This is a genomic window from Pelagicoccus mobilis (assembly GCF_016595505.1).
GTDB classification, from domain to species: domain Bacteria; phylum Verrucomicrobiota; class Verrucomicrobiia; order Opitutales; family Opitutaceae; genus Pelagicoccus; species Pelagicoccus mobilis.
Genome location: NZ_JAENIL010000014.1, coordinates 38,386 through 54,042 on the forward strand (window position 1 = coordinate 38,386; position 15,657 = coordinate 54,042).

General features: G+C 53.5%; 13 protein-coding genes. 9 read left to right on the forward strand and 4 right to left on the reverse strand.

The window, feature by feature from the left end; translation table 11 throughout:
* Positions 1-4: 4 nt before the first annotated feature.
* Positions 5-2,401, forward strand: coding sequence for a DedA family protein (locus JIN87_RS08985; RefSeq protein ID WP_200355217.1), 2,397 nt, complete (start codon positions 5-7; stop codon positions 2,399-2,401).
* Here JIN87_RS08985 and JIN87_RS08990 read toward each other — a convergent pair.
* The gene (locus JIN87_RS08990) at positions 2,370-3,122 is read right to left on the reverse strand and encodes a hypothetical protein (protein WP_234033314.1); all 753 of its coding nucleotides are present in this window, start codon (positions 3,120-3,122) and stop codon (positions 2,370-2,372) included. The two genes, JIN87_RS08985 and JIN87_RS08990, sit on opposite strands and share 32 nt — an antisense overlap.
* Before the next feature lie 50 nt (positions 3,123-3,172).
* On the reverse strand, positions 3,173-3,787 hold the full coding sequence (locus tag JIN87_RS08995) for a hypothetical protein (RefSeq protein ID WP_200355219.1): 615 nt from the start codon (positions 3,785-3,787) through the stop codon (positions 3,173-3,175).
* A gap of 230 nt (positions 3,788-4,017) precedes the next feature.
* Between JIN87_RS08995 and JIN87_RS09000 the strand changes: the two genes are divergently transcribed.
* Genes JIN87_RS09000 through JIN87_RS09015 form a run of 4 tightly spaced genes read left to right on the forward strand, consistent with a single transcriptional unit; the run spans position 4,018 to position 8,566 of the window.
* The gene (locus JIN87_RS09000; protein WP_200355220.1) at positions 4,018-4,866 is read left to right on the forward strand and encodes a MotA/TolQ/ExbB proton channel family protein; all 849 of its coding nucleotides are present in this window, start codon (positions 4,018-4,020) and stop codon (positions 4,864-4,866) included.
* 41 nt (positions 4,867-4,907) lie between these two features.
* Entirely contained in the window at positions 4,908-6,389 is a 1,482-nt protein-coding gene (locus JIN87_RS09005; protein WP_200355221.1) for a hypothetical protein, read from the forward strand.
* A gap of 12 nt (positions 6,390-6,401) precedes the next feature.
* Positions 6,402-7,469, forward strand: a complete 1,068-nt coding sequence (locus tag JIN87_RS09010) for a vWA domain-containing protein (protein WP_200355222.1) — start codon at positions 6,402-6,404, stop codon at positions 7,467-7,469.
* Positions 7,466-8,566, forward strand: coding sequence for a coiled-coil domain-containing protein (locus tag JIN87_RS09015; RefSeq protein ID WP_200355223.1), 1,101 nt, complete (start codon positions 7,466-7,468; stop codon positions 8,564-8,566). Before JIN87_RS09010 ends, JIN87_RS09015 begins: the two co-directional genes overlap by 4 nt.
* Positions 8,567-8,631: 65 nt before the next feature.
* Here JIN87_RS09015 and pyrE read toward each other — a convergent pair whose 3' ends face one another.
* Complete coding sequence (pyrE, locus tag JIN87_RS09020) at positions 8,632-9,201, reverse strand: orotate phosphoribosyltransferase (protein WP_200355224.1); 570 nt, start codon at positions 9,199-9,201, stop codon at positions 8,632-8,634.
* 178 nt (positions 9,202-9,379) lie between these two features.
* On the opposite strand from pyrE, the gene JIN87_RS09025 reads away from it, so the two are divergent.
* Positions 9,380-9,766, forward strand: coding sequence for a hypothetical protein (locus JIN87_RS09025; protein WP_200355225.1), 387 nt, complete (start codon positions 9,380-9,382; stop codon positions 9,764-9,766).
* A gap of 60 nt (positions 9,767-9,826) precedes the next feature.
* Here the strand turns inward: JIN87_RS09025 and guaB are convergent, their stop codons facing one another.
* The gene (guaB, locus tag JIN87_RS09030; protein WP_200355226.1) at positions 9,827-11,395 is read right to left on the reverse strand and encodes an IMP dehydrogenase; all 1,569 of its coding nucleotides are present in this window, start codon (positions 11,393-11,395) and stop codon (positions 9,827-9,829) included.
* Between the two features lie 102 nt (positions 11,396-11,497).
* Here guaB and menC point away from each other — a divergent pair, with 102 nt between their 5' ends.
* From menC to polX, 3 genes are read left to right on the forward strand one after another with little or no spacing between them, the layout of a single operon-like run.
* A complete protein-coding gene (gene menC / locus JIN87_RS09035) occupies positions 11,498-12,496 on the forward strand; it encodes an o-succinylbenzoate synthase (protein WP_200355227.1) in 999 nt (332 codons plus the stop codon).
* Positions 12,481-13,866: an AMP-binding protein gene (locus JIN87_RS09040; RefSeq protein ID WP_200355228.1), complete on the forward strand. Its 1,386-nt coding sequence runs from the start codon at positions 12,481-12,483 to the stop codon at positions 13,864-13,866. The genes menC and JIN87_RS09040 overlap by 16 nt, the downstream gene beginning before the upstream one ends.
* Before the next feature lie 26 nt (positions 13,867-13,892).
* A complete protein-coding gene (gene polX / locus JIN87_RS09045; protein WP_200355229.1) occupies positions 13,893-15,647 on the forward strand; it encodes a DNA polymerase/3'-5' exonuclease PolX in 1,755 nt (584 codons plus the stop codon).
* The last annotated feature ends 10 nt before the right edge of the window (positions 15,648-15,657 follow it).

Genomic DNA, 15,657 nt, shown 5'->3' on the forward strand with positions numbered 1-15,657 from the left:
CGAGATGAAGACGAAGTCAAAGCTGATAGTCGTTTACGGCGTGCTGTTGCTCGTTTCGTTTTTGTGGCAGCGGGGGGGGGATGAGCGACGGGGCGAGTCCGCTGGTGGTCCGGAGTTTGAGGGTAAGCGGCTGCTGGTCCTGTTCGAGCGGGTTGTGGAATCGGAGGGTGACCTGTCTGACTTAGCTTGGATTGAGGCCAATTTCGAGGTGTGGCGACCGGAGCGGGTCGATGGGAAAGTTGATCTGCGGGCTATTCAGGCATCGATTGAAAGGAGCGGAGCTGAGGAGCTTTGGGTCGCTGGCTCTGGGTATGGCTCAGTCGATGCTGTCCTGCTCGCCGAGCAATTAGGGAGGGAAAAAACGGAAGGGGTTCTGTTGGTAGATCCGGTGGTGTCTACCCGTTTTGAACTGTTAGGTGATGAACGACTGAACACGGCGATGAAGGCGTTCCAGCTCGCTTGGTTCTGGGTGTTGGATCATGCGGTTCCGCATTTCGGATACGCGGAGCAGTTGCCCTATAACCTTAGCACCGCGAAGCGAATCTTTGAGGCTGACCAGAAAGAGGCGGAGATCGCTTATCGAAATTTGAATACGCCTATCGGGCTGATTTTTGAAGGGATTGAGGCGGCGTTTCTTACTGAAAGAGAGCGTGCTTATTTGGAGGTAAACCCAAACGCATCGTTGTTATCGTATGATGGTCTGAGGGATCAGGGTGAGATTTCGTTTAGCCCACGGAGCGAGGGCGTGGGCGAAGCTGCGTTTTTCGCCGACTACGAAGGCATCAAGCTAGGGAGCCTTTGGGGCGGTTTTCTTTTGGCGGTGTCTACTCTGGCGAGCGAGGATTTTGCCTGTATTGGCGGAGGACTTTTGGCTTCTAGCGGGGCAATCGATTTGGTGCCCGCGATTCTCGGCTGTTTGCTAGGCATCTTTTGGGGAGATTTAGGGATCTACTTCATTGGGAGATCTTTCGGAGCGACAGCATTGGAACTGCCGGTATTGAGGCGTATGGTTTCGGGCGGTTCTCTTCACAAAAGTAAAGCTTGGTTTGAGAAGCGTGGGGTCGCTTTGGTTGTCTTGACGCGCTTTTTTCCAGGGAGCCGAGTGCCGACGTATTTTGCTGCAGGCGTTGTCAAGGTGAGCTGGATACGCTTTTCGTGGGCCTTGTTGGTGGCTTCGGCGGTTTGGACGCCTATTTTGGTGTTGGCGTCGTACTACGCTGGGGAGGCGTTTTTGGAGTTTTTCGAATCTATCGGGGCTGGCGGCTGGTTTGGAATCGTGTTGGTGATTGTGGCGTTTGCGATTGGAGCTCGCCTCTTCGCCAAACTTGTAACTTGGAGAGGAAGGCGCCTGCTGTATTCGCAATGGCGTCGTTTGGTTTCTTGGGAGTTTTGGCCCATGTGGGCGGTCTACTTACCGGTCGTCCCATACATCATTTGGCTTTCGCTGCGTTATCGCTCCATCTCTTTGCCCTTTTCGGTGAATCCGTGTATGCCAGCGAGCGGTTTAGTCTACGAATCCAAAATTCAGATACTAGAGCATCTGAGTAAACATGGGGTGCCGGTTGCTCGGTTTGAAGCGATAGAGTTGGATCTACCGCTGGAGGATAAGCTGAGCCGTTTGGACGCATTTATGAATCGGCTCGATCTTCCGTTTCCTGTGGTGTTGAAACCTGATATTGGGCAGAGGGGACAGGGCGTTACGGTGATAAAGAGCCGCGAACAGGCGCGTTCCTTTTTCGAAGGGCAGAATGAGGACTCGATCGTGCAGGAATTTATCGGTGGATCTGAATACGGTGTGTTCTATCAGAGGTTTGAGAGTAAGAAGCTCGGGTGGATTTCTTCGATAACCGATAAGCGAACCACCTCTGTGGTGGGCGATGGGCAGTCTACGCTTGAAGAGCTTATCCTAGGAGATCAACGAGCGGTTTGTATGGCGAAGTACTTTCTAAGCGAATACGAATCTCAGTTGGATTCGGTACCGCAAAAGGGGGAGCGTTTTATGCTGGCCTCGATTGGGACGCATAGCCGAGGGGCGGTTTTTCTCGATGGAGAGGAGCTGATTACGCCAGAACTTGAAGAGGCGGTTGATTCGTTTTCTAGCCGGGTGGAGGGATTTCACTTCGGGCGTTACGACTTGAGAGTCCCGAGTGTTGAGCACTTGAAGCGCGGTGAAGGGATACGGGTGATTGAGCTAAATGGCATCACTTCTGAGCCTACAAATATGTACGATCCGAAGCACGGTCCATTCTTTGGGTGGTCGAGTTTGATGCGTCAGTGGAAATCGATTTTCGAGCTGGCAAAAGAAAACCGGCTCGCAGGACACGAGCCGGTTTCGAAAAGATATGTTGTGAAGCTAGCGATCGCCCACTTTAGAGGTTCTCCTTCAAGATCCCTTTCTTGACGAAATCTACCACTTCGTCGTCGCTTTTGAGGCGGACGGTTTTGGCGGTCTCGGTGTCTTCTCCGATGTAGTCGGTGGCGGCCGAGGCCATAATGGGCAGGTATTCGCGGAGGTCTGTGCTGTCGTCCTCGTTTTTGACTGTTACGCTCCAGAGTTCTTCAGCGGCGGCGTCCCCGGATTCTGCCAAGGTGTTTTGCTTGGCGGTGAGCACCATGTATTTCTCGTTGATGATGATGGTCTGGGCTTGTTGGGAGTAGCCGATGAGCTCGGTGGTGCGGCGCCCTGGCACGTAAACGGTGTAGGTGGTTACTTTACCTGTTTTGGGATCGCGAACGGATTGGGTGACGTACCGCCCGGGGCCTTGCACTGTCCGGTACTCAGGCACTTCCACGATTCTGACCTCCTGGCGTGGAGGCTCCATGCCGTAATCGACCTCGATAACCATGTCGGCTTCGAGGGGATCAAGCGCTTCGTACATGCCTTTTGCGGAGAGTGCGGTCCGGATCCAGTTGGCCGTTTCCTGATAGCGAAGATCGCTGGTGTCGACACTTGGGTCTCTCGGTACGAGGACGTAGGAGTCGGCTTCAGGATCGATCGGGTACGGATTTTTGATCGCATCGACCTGCATTTCGTAGGTCGTGTTACAGGCCTGGAGGAGGAACGCGACGCACAGGCAAATTGCCGCAGAGCGGAATTTTTTGATAAAGCGCATTTTGTTCATGGGTTCTTAATCGTAGGGGGCTGGGCGGGGCGTGCGCCAGGATCGCCTTATTATAGTTGAGGAGTCTCGGGCTCTTCGGTCGTGTTGTTTTGAGCGGTGGTGGCTCCACCTTCGAGTTCGGCGAGTTCCTTCTCAAGTCGGGCGGCTTCTGCGAGGGCTTCGCGTTCGCGCTCTTCGAGTTCGTCGAGCGAGCGTTTACGTTCGATCGCTGCGTCGCGTCGCTTCTGGAGGACGGCAAGTTGCTCCTCTGCGCTTTCGGCGCGGGTCGTCATCTCGTCGAGCTCTTCTTGCGTGATGCGGAAACCTTCGGCGATCTCCAGCTCTTCATGGAGCTGCGCCTTTTCCTTCTCTTGGGCCCGCTTTTGCATGGCGATCGCCTGGTTGTAGGCTCTTTGCTGGGCGAGGGTGTCCTGACGTTTGTTTTCTCGGTTTTGAGCGACAGCTCCGACGACGGTACCGACTGCGGCGCCTGCGACACCGGCTGCTGCGATTCCGCCTGCGTCTTGGCCAGCGACCAATCCGCCGACTGCGCCGACGGCGCCACCCATGGTGGCTCCTTTCACTGTTTTGGAAGCCGCGGGTCCAGCGCATCCGGTTTGAAAGATCATTGCGGCAGAGGCAAGGAGTACGAGCGGGGTGGATATAAGAACGTTCTTCCGATTCATATTACAATTAACTACGTTTTGGGACTGTTGATTGGATTCGCCTAATTTATTTTATGAAGTATGTATGGGACATACAGTTTAGCAAGTAGAGCCATAAGGCGTGAATTTCAATGAAACTATGTTTATTCATAGTTCGTATACAGATTCGTAAGCGAGACTGGATTTAAACGCGAGTTTAGCTACCTTGAATTGAACTTACCCCTGAACAACCAAGAATACGCACTAAATTTATGAAGAGGAACAGTTTCCTGTCCCGAGAATTCCTGATAATTTCCCTCGGATTGATCGTCTCAGTGGCCGTCGTGTTTTCCGCTTATCGCTTCTACATTTGGCCGGTGGCGGAGGACATCGAAATCGCCAGCCTTGTTGAGGCTAACCAGAACCCGGACAAGCCTAAGGTCGCGAGCCGTTCGTTTGTCATCATTCTCAAGGACAAGGAGCAGATGGTTTGTCTGATGCTTATGATGTGGGCGATGATTATCCTGGGCTACAAGGGCTTACGAGTCATGGGGGAACGATCGGTGATTACCCATCCGTTTCTAAGGATCTCAAAGGGGGAACGGATTATTCCCGAGGAGGCTCTAGGCCACTACAAGGATTTGCAGAGCGACGTATCTCGAACGCCGAAGTTGAAGTCCAAGATCCTGCCGGACATCATTTTATCGGCTTTGCACAGATTTGATTCCACCCATTCGATTCAGGACGCTTCCTCGGCGGTGCACGAGAAGTCGGAAATGGCTTACGACGAGCTTGATTCTGATCTTGGGCTGCTTCGCTATCTGGCGTGGGCGATCCCATCGGTAGGGTTTATCGGAACGGTTCGCGGTATTGGCGAGGCGCTTGCCCAGGCGGACGAAGCGATCAAGGGCGATATCTCGGGGGTAACGGCTTCGTTGGGCTTGGCGTTCAATTCTACGCTGATCGCTCTTTTGCTGAGTATCGCCCTCATGTTTTTCCTCCATTTGCTGCAAGGAAAGCAGGAGAAGCTGATTCTTGATCTGAAGGAGTTCGTGAGCAAGCGGGTGATTGCTCTGATGAAGACCCCGGAACACGAGGAAACGCACATCAGCTTCACCTGAGACCGGGCGCAGCAACAACATAGAGAATTTAGATCAAGATTATGGCTACTCTTGGAATCGAATTAAGCGACGTGGGCGTGCATGGCGTGGTAATTGAAGAGGATGGGTCGACACGCACGATCCAACTAGGCGGAGATTCGGAACGCCTTCCCGCTTATGCATTTGCTGGTAATGAGTCGGAACCCTTGGTTTTTGGAGCGGAAGCTCAGGAGCTCGGGCAAGTTTTTCCACGGCGTGTAAATTCCTCTTTCATCGACGAGCTCTCGCTTCAGTCGACGAACTTCGAGGGGATGCGCTCGCGAATGGCCTATTCGCAGATCGCGTACAAGTTCTTGAGTGAGCTTGTCGATCGAGCTTCCAAGGAAGTGCCTTCCATCGAGCGAGTGGTTTTGGCGGTACCCGGCCACTATTTGGAGAGCAACGAGCATTCGGAGCAAAGAATCGGGATTTTGCTGGGTATTCTTAACGACTTGAACCTGCCTGTGGCTGGGGTGGTCGATATGGCGGCAGCGTCACTCTACAGTGAAGGTCTTTGGGGCGTTGCGGAGGGAGAGCGTTTGTTCCACTTGGACCTGTTGCTCCACGCCACTCATATCACGGTTTTCAACAAGCGTTACGGACTCGAGCGTGTGTACTTCTCGAGGCAGCCGCAAAGTGGGTTTCACGCGATGCAGGAGCGTTTCTCGAATGCCTTGGCGAACCGTTTCTTGAAGCAAACTTCGTTCGATATCACCGAGGACCGGAAAATTGAGCAGGCCTTTCACGCTCAGACGCGCGAGATGCTTTTTCACTTGGGAAAAGTGTCAGAGGCTAGCTTGGAGGTGTCTACCAAGGAGAAGTCGCGTCAAATGACGGTTACTCGCGATCTGGCGGCGATCGATCTCGCTCCTTACGTGAAGGCGTTGACGCAGATGCTTCTGAGAACGATCAACGATTTCGGAGACGGGGAAGGGCCGGTGCAGGTCATTCTGTCTGAGCGAGCAGCTGCGATCCAGGGGCTGAAAGAGTCAATTGTGGCCCAGGGGGTAGGGGTTGTGAAACACTTGCCAGCTGAGAGTTCGGCTTTTGGGGCTGCTAATCTCGGAAAAACCTGGGAGAGGCCGGAGTCGATCGAGGACATCCGTGTGGAAACGGGGATAAACTTGGAAGTTCCGCAGGAGGGCGAGGACGGCAGCATGCTGCCACGCGTGCCAGCGGGAGCCATACGACTTGTAAAACAGGGCAAATCCTTGAATCCGACCCACATCGTTTGTGACGGTTTGGCTTACGAGCTAGGAACAGGCGATTTTTTGATTGGGTTTGGGGATTCGGAAGATTTCGATCTCGTAGTCGAGCGAGATCTCACGCCCACGCCGACGGAGCTGTTCCGGCTTCAGTTAACGGACGAAAAATGGGTTTTGGCGGAGTCGAAGAGTACGATCATCGAGTCCGGCTCGTCGACGAGTCTGAGAGCGGGCGACTCTTTCGAAGTCGCATTGCCAGGAAGGCGGAAGCAGCTGCTTCTGATCCACTGCATCCAGTAGATATTTGGGTACATGCCTCGAAAAAGAAAAGAAACCGAAGTTTTTAGCCTCTCCTTCCTCGACTGCGTATGTTGTGGATTTGGAGCGGTGTTGCTCCTGTTCGTTCTGACCGCCAGTCGCAAGGCGGATACAATGGACGATCTACAGTCCCAAATTATGGCCGTTATCGGCGAGATGGAGAACGAGATCGACCTCAAGGACAAAGAGATCGAGAACAAAAAACTGACTCTTGCCTTCGAAACGCAAAGGGCGAAAGACAGCGGGGCTCGCTTAGATGACGCGAAGAAGCGTCACACTGAGATGGACGAGATGCTCAAGCTGCTCCTTCAGCAATTGGCTGCAATTGAGGAGGAGCTTGGAAAGCTGATCGCGGACAAGGAGAATATGCCGACTCAGGAGGAGGAGACTCCAATCCCGATCCCCAATCCTGACCGTCGTCAGTATTTGACCGGCTTCGATATTCTTGGCGAACAGGTCTTGTTTCTCGTTGAGGCATCGGGCGGTATGACCGCTGATACGATCGTGGAAGCCACCGAATGGGTGGAGAAGCCCGAGAGGGAGCGGAGGGATGCCCCGAAGTGGAAACGCGTTAAACTCGCCTTGAAATGGATGATCGCGAACCTCAAGGAGGGATCGAACTACAAAATCATCTTTTTCAACAAGGATTTGGTTCCGCTGGAAGTTGGCTTTGGGCGCGAGTGGTTCGATCCGATGGATAACAATCTCACGGTCGACGTGCTCAATGCGATTGACGACATCACTCCCGAAGGAGGCGCGAATCTAGAGCGAGCATTCCAGATTGTGAACGAGCTGCCGGTGGAACCTGATCGTCTGGTCTTGATTTGTGATGGGCTGCCGACGCTTGCGGATTCTTATACGACTGGTGGAAGTCAAGTGATGTACGATGATCGCGTCGCTATGCTGCGAGCAGCTCAAAACGCCTTGCAGCTAAACCTTCCGGTCAACACAATCATGTATCCACTTATGCCTGACCCAGGGTCAGCTGTGCATTTCTGGCGTTTGGCGAATTCTACTAGCGGAGCAATGATTAGCCCATCGGAGGGGTGGCCTGACATATGAGCCGGCGTTCAAGAAAGACTGAGGTTTTTAGCCTATCGTTCCTCGACTGTATTTGCTGCGGTTTCGGGGCGATCATTCTGCTGTTTATCGTATCCATGGGGGTACAACAAACTGAGATTTTGAAACTGCAGAAGGTTCTCGAGAATACGGTTATGCAGCGGCAGTTGATGCTAGCCGACTACCAGATCAAGAACGACGAGCTCGATATGAAGCTTGATCTGCAGAAGACGAAGCGCAAGCGGACCGATCGGGAGCGTAATACGCTAGAGGCTTTGATCGCGAAACTGAAGCAGCAGATAAGCGACAAGGAGAAGGCTCGGGAGCTATTCATCACGGATCTCGAATCGGTGAAAGAAGAGCTGGCGGCTTTGCAGACCGAACCTGAAATCGAGCAGAAGGTAATCGAACCGGTGCCGATTGGCGTGCCTGTAGAGAGCAATGTGATCGCTTTCGTAATCGACACGTCTGGAAGCATGCGAGAGGGCAGCACGAACCTTATCAATCCCCACGTGGTTCGGAAGTTTGAAGAGGTCATTAGCTCTTATCCAGAGGTGAAAGGTATTCAGCTTCTGGATGCTTCAGGGCACTTCATTATGGGGTCTCGCATGGGCGGGAAGTGGTTGGAGGATTCGCCGGAGCTCAGAGAGGCGATGGTCAGGCAAGTTCGCTTGTATCCGTTTGAGAGCGAAAGTAATCCTGTGCCAGGGATTCGTGTTGCGATCCGTCGACTTTACGAGCCGGACGTCGAGGATTTCCACTTTGGCATCTACGTATTTGGAGACGAGTTTACGGGAAAGCCGGAGCCGGTCCTGGCGGAAATCAGAAAACTGAACAAGGACAAGGAAGGAAACCGGATTGCTCGTATCAACGCGATCGGCTTTCCGAACGTGATTCACAATGGGGCTATGATCCTGCAGAACTCAGGCGTGAAGTTCGCCAAGCTGATGCATGACCTCACATACGAGCACGGCGGTGCGTTTATCGGGATGAATCGCGAGAACATGGACAACATCGACCGACACGAGCAAAACCGCTATCCACGTCCGCCGATGCCACCGCCTTCGCGTGGAGGTGGCGTGATCATCAGGTTCCCTTAAGTAAACAAAAGGCCCGAGCGAAATCGCTGGGCCTTTGGTGTTTTTGAAAGTCAGATCGAAGCGAGTTAGCTTCCCGGTTTGATGGCGGGGATGTCCTTGAGGTGATCGGGAAGATTTTCCGGATCGTAGGTTGGGAATCCCATTTCTAGGAGCGAAACGAAGGGGGCATCGATTTTCCAGTTTCCTTGGCTGCGATCGACGAGTACTCCAACGCCGGCGACGACACCGCCGTTTTGCTTAACGATCTCGATTGCCTCGTCTGCACGTCCGCCGCGAGTGACGACGTCTTCGACGATGAGAACCTTTTCGCCTTCAGCGATCTTGAATCCGCGACGGAGTTCGAGCTTGTCGTCAACCTTCTCGACGAAGATGTAGCGCTTGTCGAGTTGGCGGGCGACTTCCTGGCCTACGACGAGGCCTCCCATTGCTGGAGCGAGAACGGTGTCAAACTCCAGGGAATCGAGCTTGGGCTTGAGCAACTCGATCAGGCGTGTGACCTCGCTCATGTATTGGCAGACCTGAGCGCACTGGAAGAAGTACTCGCTTCGGAGTCCGGAGCGGAGAATGAAGTGCCCTTGAAGGAGCGCTTTGGTGCGCTTGAAAATGTCTAGAACCTCGTCCTGGGTGGATTGCATGGGGCGGAAAATAGGCTAGGCTAAGGAAAGCAATCCAGCAAAAAAGCCTTTGAATGAGTTGGAGCATCCTCAGAGAGGGGAACAAAGACTGTGGCTCAGGTTCTTAGGAGTTTAGCCGATCTTATCCTTAGTCCGGATTTGAACGACTAGATCCTGCAAACCCAAACTATTTTTAACTATGAACGAGACGAGCAGCATCGCTGAATCAAGCTGGAGCTGGGGAGCCGTCTGGATTTTCTACGCCCTGTTTTACGGCAAGTATTTCCGGCATGTGGCGAGCCGACTGAAGCCGGATCTCAAAACGGTTGACGTACAGGGTTCGCCCGAGCGTTTGTTGAAAAAGAGCCGCTCCTGCTGGCGTTTCGCATTGTTCCTGACGGTGCCAACTTTATTGGAAGCCATCCGACCTACGGACTTCACCAGTATGCTTATTTCGATTACGCCCTGCATCTTCGGTGTTTGGGTTATGCATGCGGTTTGGAGCGAGGTGTTTCGATCCAAGGTTCGAAAAGCGAATGCTTCAGGGGAGTCCAAGCTCCACGGGCGCTCCAAGACGGATATTTAAAAAGAAAGCGGCTACCGGGAATCGGTAGCCGCTTCTTTTTTCAAATTGGTCTCAGTCGAGTTAGCCGCGCTTGGATACTTCGATGACGTCGTGTGGCGCAGACTCCTTCATGCCCGCTGATGATATCTTCACGAATCTGGCGTTCGTTTTGAGTTCAGAAAGGGTTGCTGCTCCGAGGTAGCCCATTCCGCTCTGGATTCCTCCAGCGAGAGGAGCGAGCGTTTCAGCGACCGTGCCTTGAACTTCTTTCATGCCTTCGATTCCTTCGGCCGTGAGTTTGCGAGTCGTGTCTCGCTTGTCCTGTCCGTAGCGGGATGCGGAACCCTTTTCCATGGCGCTGAGGCTGCCCATGCCGCGGTATTGCTTGTAGAGCTTGCCGTTGATTTCGATCAACTCTCCAGGAGCCTCGCGACAGCCAGCGAGCATGCCGCCGAGTATCACTGCGTCGGATAGGGTCAGGGCCTTCACCATATCTCCGGATTTGGTGATACCCCCGTCGGCGATGATGCGGACGCCTTTCTTTTGAGCGCCTTTTGAAGCGACGTAGAGGGCGGTTAGCTGAGGGATGCCTACTCCTGCTACGATTCTGGTGGTGCAAATGGAGCCTGGACCTTGGCCGATCTTGATGGCGTTTGCTCCACAGTCGGCGAGATACTCTACGCCGCTGGCGGAAGTCACGTTTCCGGCGATGATGGTGAGATCAGGGAACTGTTCGCGGACGAATTTGACGGTTTCACCGACTCCGGCGCTGTGTCCGTGCGCGGTTGAAACGGCGACTGCGTCTACGCGTTCGGCAACGAGGTTTCCAACGTGTTCGGCTATCGCATCGTGATCGAGGGATCCGTCAGGTTTGCGGATCGCCGAGATGGCGGCGCCGACTACCAAGCGGAAGTCCGAGTCGCGGGCGGGTTTGAGCACGGATTGGGATTCGGCGTTGATTCGCTCGATGTCGGAGAGCGAGACGAGTCCTTTGAGGAATCCGTCTTCGTTGACGACGAGCAGCTTGTTGATGCCGATGTGCTTGCTAAAAAACTTGTCCGCGACCGCGATCGGATCGTGCAGCACATCCTTCTCGTTCATGGTGTGGACCTGCTCGATGGAGTCCATTGCCTCCTTGACTGCCAGGTGTCCGTAGCGGGCCTTCACCACGCGGCTGCTCAATAGGCCAGCGAGTCGGCCGTTTCCGTCCACTACCGGGAACGTGCGGAACTTGTAGCGTTTTTCGTCAATGAGATCGAGTACGTCGCCAATCTGAAGGTGGTCTGGGATGGTGATCGGGTTGGGAAGTAGCCCGTTGATGTGATACTTGACTCGTGTCACCTGCGAGACTTGTTCGCGATAGGGCATGTTGTAATGAATGATGCCCATGCCGCCGGAGAGCGCCATCTGGATCGCCATTTGCGACTCCGTGACGGTATCCATGTCCGAGGAGAGGATCGGCAAGTTTAAGGAGAGACGGTCCGATAGCGTCGTCGCCAAGGAGGCGTTGCGCGGCAGAATCTCCGTGTAGTTGGTAGCTAACGACACGTCGTCGTAGGTCAGAGCATTATCTCGCTGCGCAGTGAAGAACTCCTCGCTGCCGAGATAGTAGTTGTTCTCGTTGAAGTCTTTTGAACTCAGGCTGGCCATAGTCCGAAGTAGGGAGAGGTTGATGAGGAATCAAGAAATTTGGCAGGCTTGCCTAAAAAATTTTGCCCTGCCTTGGGGGAACGAGTAGTTCCGGCCTCTAAAATGTATCGCTTTCAATACAAGGCCTACCGCCGGTCGTTTGCCGGTGTCTTTAGTAATGCGCGTGAGTCTTTTCCTAAGCGGGAGGGACTATTGCTGCGGATTGAGGACCGAGATGGACGCGTTGGCTTTGGCGAAGTGGCGCCGATTCCGAGTTTTGGGACCGAGAGTTTCGCCTCGGCCCTCGTTGCGGTGGAGGAAATCGGGGAGGAAATGGAGCCGGAGGCCCTGCGAGGTGCATTGAGCGGGTATCCCTGTTTGGCGTGGGGGCTAGAGTCGGCCTTGGAGCAGGTTTCGTCCGAAGGGAAGTGGCCTGAGCTCGCAGAGCCGTGGCCGGTGTGCGGGCTAGTTTCTGACTTGGATGATATGGCCCGCATCGAGGAGCTGCTGCAGATGCACTTTCAGTGTTTGAAGTTCAAGATCGGGAAGGGGGCTGTCATCGACGAGATGCGTGCCCTGGATCGATTTGTGGATTTGAGCGATGGCAAAATCCAAATTCGATTGGACGCGAACGGAGTGCTCGATGCCCGAACGGCGAGCCTATGGCTGGAGCGTTTGGCGGAGTTGCCGGTCGAATTTCTCGAGCAACCGCTGCCCAAGGGCATGGAGTCGGAGATGCTTAGGCTAAGTTCAGACTTCCCGACACCGCTTGCCTTAGATGAATCGGTTGGGTCGGTGGACGACCTGAAGCGATGGCGAGACGCTCAGTGGCCCGGAGTTTTTGTTATCAAACCATCGCTTAGCGGAAGCTATCGCGAGCTTTCTCAGGAGCTCGGGCAAGGGGAGGACTGTTGTGTCTTTTCGTCGTCGCTTGAGACTAAGATTGGCGCTTCGAACGCGATCGGCTTCGCCATCCGCCATTCGCAGCAGCGTCGAGCCTTGGGATTCGGTGTGGATGATTTGTTTGCGGATAGGAATATTGGATTGGGGTTAGGTCCTTTCTTGCAGAACGGTTGTTTAGGCAGTAGCGATGATTTCGAACGCCTGTGGAACCTGACTTAGATAGACTTTTCGATTTCGAATCTCACGGAGGGCTTTTCCCTCAATTTGAAGGAGCTTGGGATTCGGTATACGAATCGGCTCACCGCATCGCCGAGGAGATTTGCGGGAAGAGGGACGGGAGAGCGCGCGTCGCCATACTCGCAACGCATCCTTTGAGCTTTACGGCGCTCTTTCTTGCGTTTGCCCGAAAGGAGATCGACTTGTTTTTGTTCAACCCAACTTGGGGTAGGGTTGAATTGGATACGGCGAGGAGAATCGCCGACTTGCATGCTGAAATCAGAGACAGCGACGCTGGAGTGTTTGAATACGAGCTTGCTGCGGCTTCTGCTGAGGAGGTCCAGATGGGGGTGAATAAGCTTAGGGTAATGATTCCGACTGGAGGAAGTACGGGGAGAATTCGTTTCGCAATCCATGATTGGACTACCTTGGCGGCTGCGACCTATGGATTTCAGCAGCACATTTCTTGTAATCGTATGGCAGGGCATTGCGTGTTGCCGTTGTATCATGTCAGCGGATTCATGCAATTGGTGCGAGCTTTGCTCACAATTGGAAAAGTCGTGTTCGGTACCTTGGATACGTTTACCGATGTCCACCGGTTGTTGAAGGGCGAGAAGAGGGAGGTGCGGTTTCTTTCAGTGGTTGCGACGCAGCTCGAGCGTTTATTGCGAAGCGAGGACCACATCGCCGAACTAAAGGAGTATCGCGCTGTGTTCTTGGGAGGCGGCCCAGCTCCTATCGGCTTGCTAGAGAAAGCTCGGGATCTGAAAATTCCGGTTGCGTTGACCTATGGAATGACGGAGACCGCGGCCCAGGTGGCAACCTTGCTTCCGGAACAGTTTCTTGCGGGCGAGTTGCATCAAGGGAGGGCCTTGCCGCATGTGAAGCTCGATATCGTGGACGAGGAACAAACGAATACGCGCAAAGCGGTGGATGAAATTGGCTTGATCCAAGTTTTGGGTACGTCGCTATTTCGAGGGTATTTTGGAGATCGACCTGACCCTTCTGATGTTTCGATCATTACGACCGATTTGGGTAAGCTCGATGCTCAGGGGCATTTGAGCGTGCTTGGTCGTGCGGACCGCGTTGTGATTACTGGAGGGGAAAAGGTGAACTTGCGCGAGATTGAGTTGGCGTTTGAAAAAAGCGGTTTGGTGCGAGATGTCTCGGCGTTCGGTCGGGAGGATGACGAGTGGGGGCAAATACTCGCGGTTGCCTATGTGCCTCAAGATCAAGGCGTGGGAGAGGAGTTGCTCAAGGAGATGATCGGGCGCGAGCTTTCTCGGTTTAAAATGCCCAAGAAGTGGATACGTTTGGAGTCAATTCCTCGTAACGAGGCTGGAAAAGCTCTGTTGAATAAGCTACCTGCGTAACATTCTAAAAATTTCTGGATAGATAAATGAATAAGAGCGATATTGCTGACGTATTAAACGAGATAGCTACCTTGCTGGAGCTCAAGGGAGAGAACCCTTTCAAAATTCGGGCGTACCAGAATGGAGCTCGTAAACTCGAAACCTTAGAGAGTGATCTTGCCGATTTGGTTGCAGAGGGGAGATTGAAAGAGGTCGCGGGATTTGGGGACGCATTAGCTCAAAAAATCACTGAGTTACACGAGACGGGAGGGCTTGAGTTTTTTGAGAAATTGAAAGCGTCAGTCGAACCGGGGTTGGTATCCATGCTTGAGATACCGGGGCTCGGGGCGAAGAAGATTAAGGCCCTGCATAAGGAACTGGGGCTAAAGAGCATCGAGGAGCTTAAGGAGGCTTGCGAGAGCGGTTCAGTGGCTTCTTTGAAGGGATTTGGCAAGAAGACTGCGGAGAAGATTTTGTCAGGAATCGAGAATCGGGAGGCTTATGGAAAACGTCATTTATGGTGGGATGCTAGGGCTGTCGCCGAACCTGTTCTGGAAGGGCTGAAGGCTCTTCCGGAAGTAGTGGAGGCTTCTCATGCCGGCAGTTTTAGACGCAAACGCGAGACGGTCGGGGATTTGGATTTTATCGTAGCTTCCGAAACGCCGAAGCCGATCATGGAGTGGTTTGTCAATCAGGACGACGTAAAGGAAGTGACTGCCCATGGGGAGACTAAGTCGAGTGTGCGTTTCGAGTCTGGGTTGCAAGCGGATCTGAGAGTGGTGCCTCCGGCTCAGTTTGCGTTTGCCCTGCATCATTTTACAGGATCGAAGGATCATAATGTTGCCATGCGACAACGAGCTCTGGCGAAGGGGCTGAGTCTGAGTGAATGGGGGTTGAAGCCGGTCGAAGACGAGGATTTCTCGAATAGCAAAATAGCTAAGTCTGAGGCGGATATCTTTTCGTGCTTGGGGCTTGAATACGTTCCCCCGGAATTAAGAGAAGGTATGGGGGAGATCGAAATCGCGGAAAATGGTGGCATCCCTAAGTTGTTACGGGGGGATTCGATACGCGGATCCTTTCACAATCACACGACAGCTTCTGACGGGCGTTGCTCGCTTGAGGAGATGACCGAAGCGGCTGAGACGCTGGGGTGGGAATATTGGGGCACTGCGGATCACTCGAAGGCGAGCTTCCAGGCGAATGGGTTGGATGACGCAAGAGTGCTTGAGCAGATCAAATCGATAGAAGCTCTCAATGACTCAGGTAGATTTTCGACGCACGTTTTTGCTGGGATCGAGTGTGATATCTTGGGTGATGGGACCCTGGACCTCGCAGATGAAACGCTTATGGCGTTGGATTACGTCGTGGCTTCGGTTCACATCTCTATGACTCAAGGTGAGTCAGAAATGACGAAGCGGTTGATTCGGGCAATCGAGCATCCTGCTACCACGATGCTTGGGCATTTGACCGGGAGAATCCTGCTCAGGCGAGAGGGCTATAAGCTTGATGTCGCAAAGGTGGTTGACGCGGCCATCGCCAATGGAGTGATCATTGAGATCAACGCGAATCCGAGGAGATTGGATATGGATTGGCGCTTTTGGAGGCAAGCTGCTGACAAGGGGCTCTTGACAAGCATCAACCCGGACGCTCACAGGGCCGAGCATTTTAAGTTTGTATCAGCTGGCGTGAATACGGCCCGAAAAGGGTGGCTCAGCGAAAAGCATGTTTTCAATACGTTGTCGCTAGCCGAGGTAAAGCAGGCCTTTGCTCGTCGTCGCCCCGGATTGGATCGTCTAAAGTAAGTTCTCCCGA